At 66.5% G+C, this 2,927-nt stretch carries 3 protein-coding genes; 1 reads left to right on the top strand and 2 read right to left on the bottom strand.

Annotated features, from left to right (window positions below):
- Positions 1–208 precede the first annotated feature (208 nt).
- The gene (locus tag ABFX45_RS45960) at positions 209–1,108 is read right to left on the bottom strand and encodes an IS3 family transposase (protein WP_346137389.1); all 900 of its coding nucleotides are present in this window, start codon (positions 1,106–1,108) and stop codon (positions 209–211) included.
- Positions 1,108–2,019: an MFS transporter gene (locus ABFX45_RS45955; protein WP_346137388.1), complete on the bottom strand. Its 912-nt coding sequence runs from the start codon at positions 2,017–2,019 to the stop codon at positions 1,108–1,110. Before ABFX45_RS45955 ends, ABFX45_RS45960 begins: the two co-directional genes overlap by 1 nt.
- A 199-nt stretch (positions 2,020–2,218) precedes the next feature.
- Here ABFX45_RS45955 and ABFX45_RS45950 point away from each other — a divergent pair, with 199 nt between their 5' ends.
- Positions 2,219–2,833 carry a hypothetical protein gene (locus tag ABFX45_RS45950; RefSeq protein WP_346137387.1) on the top strand — a complete coding sequence of 205 codons (615 nt, stop codon included), beginning with the start codon at positions 2,219–2,221 and terminating at the stop codon, positions 2,831–2,833.
- Positions 2,834–2,927: the final 94 nt, after the last annotated feature.

Raw genomic sequence — 2,927 nt, 5'->3', positions numbered from 1 at the left:
GGCGCTGGCGCGCCCTGCGGCACTTCACCACCAGCCCACGCAAGATCGGCCACATCGTCAAAGCCGCACTCGTACTCACCCATTTCGAACACGGACGGCTCACCTGAAACTCGTTGAGATCACGTCAATGGGTCTCCGCAGGCTTCTCCTGTCAATGCGGCCGATGCTCTGAGGTTCACCCCGAACGGTGGACAGGGGCTAAAGAAGTTCAGGCAGCCGCTCGGAGTGACTTCTCATAGTCGCGTGGACTGAGCATGCCGAGCGCGGAGTGCCGCCGCATACTGTTGTAGAACATGACCCAATTGTCAATCGCGGCAACAAGTTCGGCCTTGGCGGCGTAGACGTGCCGGTAGAACTCCTCGTGTTTGAACGTCGACCAGAACGACTCCGCGGGACTGTTGTCCCAGCAGATCCCGGTCGCGCCCATCGACCGGCGCAGCCCGTGCCGGGAACACGCCTGCGCGGTCAGGTGTGCCGTGTACTCGCCGCCGCGGTCGGAATGCAGGACCGTGCCACGACAGTCACCGCCGCGGACGGCCACCGCGGCCTCGATGGCGGTGGTGACCATGCCAGCGCCGATGTGGTCGGCGACGCTGTAGCCGAGCACCCTGCGGGAGTGCCCGTCCCTGATCGCGCACAGGAACATCTCGCCCTCACCGCAGGACAGGTACGTGATGTCGGTCAGCCACACGGCATCGGGGCGGCCCTGGTCGAACCGGCGCTCGAGCAGATCCGGCGGAAACGACGCGGACGGGTCGGCGATCGTCGTTCTCACCTTGAACGTGCGCGGGCTGATGCCCTCGATCCCGATATCGGCCATGACCTTGGCGACGGTCTTGGCGCTGACCACCTCACCCTGACCCCGCAGCTCCGCGGTGATCCGCGGCGACCCATAGGTGCCGCGGGAATCCTTGTGCGCCTGGACGATCTTCACCTCCAGGTCCGCGCGGCGCTGCTGACGAGACGTCAACACCGTTGCGGCACAACGCTTCACGTACGCGTAATAGCCGGAGGTCGAGACGGCCAGCAGTCGCGCCATGCGCCGGAGAGCGAACCGCTCGCCCTTGGTCACGCCGGCGATGTCATCGGGGCCGGCGTACTTGGCCATCAGAGCGAACCGGGCCGGTTCTTCTGCATCGCGGCAAAGTACGCCGAGGCTTTTACCAGGAACGCGTTGTCCTTCTCGAGCTCGGCGACCTGTCGGCGCAACCGCTGCAGCTCGGCCTGCTCGGCCGCCTCCAGGGGCGTGTCCCCGTGGGCCTCGGCCGCGGCGATCCGACGCCGCTCGTCTTTGACCCAGACACTCAACATCCCCGCGTCGATCCCCAGCTCGCGGACGCGATGCCGGGTGACGAAGCTCAGACCCTCGGCGATCTGCTTGAAGAACCCTGTCCTGGGCGGCGCGACCGCGGGACGTGCCGCGTCGGGGATCCGGCTGAGGAGCAACGCAGAGGCGAGGAAGCTCAGCGCGTCCAGCAGAATGCTGAACGCGGCACCGACCAACTGGACCAGCAGACCACCGAGCGCAGGACCCGCGAGCTGCGTGGTCGACGCGGTGCTCGACATGAGCCCGTTGCGCGCGATCAGCTGGTCCTTCGGCACCACCAGTGGCAGGAACGTGGAGTTGGCCACGTCGAACAGGTTGCTCGCGAGACCCGTGCAGAAGGCCACGATCACCAGGTGGGGGAGCGAGAGGGCGCCGGCCCACGCGGCGAGGGGAACGGTGAGGAGCGCCAGTGCGCGGAAACCGTCCATCGTGACCTGCAACCGGCGCAGTGTGAACCTGCGTGCGATCACCCCGGCGGGAAGTCCGATCAGGACCACCGCGGCGTAGCTCGCCGCCGTCAACAGCCCGACCTCGAAGTTCGTCGCCTGGAGCTGAGTCACGGCGAGGAGGGGGAACGCCACAGTGGTGATGCCGTCGCCGACGCGGCTGGTCGCGGAGGCGCTCCAGTACTTCCAGAAGGACGCCGATGATCGCGTCGGTGAACTGTCAGGGGGCGACTGCGCCTCGGTCACGTGATTCCTGCTTTCTGCGTGGAGCGGAGCCCCGTGGCTTCGACGCGGAATGGTCCCGTCGGCCGTTGTGGCGCTCAAGAAATTCGGTGTCAGCCGAAAGCCTTGGGAGACAGGTACGTCGAAGCTAGCGTTGGCGTCCGCGGCGCGGAAAGACCGCCCGTTTCGCCGCGGTCGATGCCACGGAAGTCACGGAGCGGAAATGAACGTCGACCTGAGTGTCTGCATCGCCGAGCTGCGGAGTCGCCAGCTGCTGCCCGCTGATGTCCGCTGCGTCTTCGTCTCCGGTTCGCTGGTCAAGGGCTGGGGGAACGCGGCGAGCGACCTCGACGTCTACGTGATCAGCGATGCACCGTGGACAGGTCGGCACATCGAAACCGTCTCCGTGCGTCTCGAATCCAGCACCGTGCCGGTCGACGCGTTCTACGTCGACGGCTTCCGGTGGGACGTCGAGTACTGGGAGCTCCGCCAGATCGACCAGCTCCTGCACAGCGTCTCCTGGTCGGAGTACGACGGCGGATCCCTGACGATGCACCCGCTGTCGCGTCACGAAATCGACGTGCTCGAACAGCTCACCTACGCGCAGGCGCTGCTGGGCGAGGAGTGGCTCGCCGAACGCAAAAGCGAGCTGGCACAGTCCGCCTTGCGCACACACCTGATCGGGCAACGGCTGAACCTGGCGGACGTGTACGTCGAGGACGCCACGGGACAGCTGCAGGCGGAGGACTACGAGTGCGCGGCGTTGTCGGCCCGGCTTGCCTTCGGACACGCCGTCGACGCGCTTAGACCACATCTCATTTGGGGTTGTCGTGGGTGAGCAGGTCCAGCTTGATGGCTCGGCGGTAGCAGATCACCGCGCAGGCCAGCTGGGCGAATGCCGTGAAGTGGGCGGCCTTGCGTTCGTAGCGGCG

This window comes from Lentzea roselyniae, from assembly GCF_039537795.1.
GTDB lineage: Bacteria > Actinomycetota > Actinomycetes > Mycobacteriales > Pseudonocardiaceae > Lentzea > Lentzea atacamensis.
This window is presented reverse-complemented; position numbering and strand designations above follow the sequence as displayed.

What these genes read in the sequence shown, in the direction of transcription:
- ABFX45_RS45950 (WP_346137387.1), top strand. Translation starts at nt 2,219, where the DNA reads ATGAACGTCGACCTGAGTGTCTGCATCGCCGAGCTGCGGAGTCGCCAG.
- ABFX45_RS45960 (WP_346137389.1), bottom strand. Translation starts at nt 1,108, where the DNA reads ATGGCCAAGTACGCCGGCCCCGATGACATCGCCGGCGTGACCAAGGGC.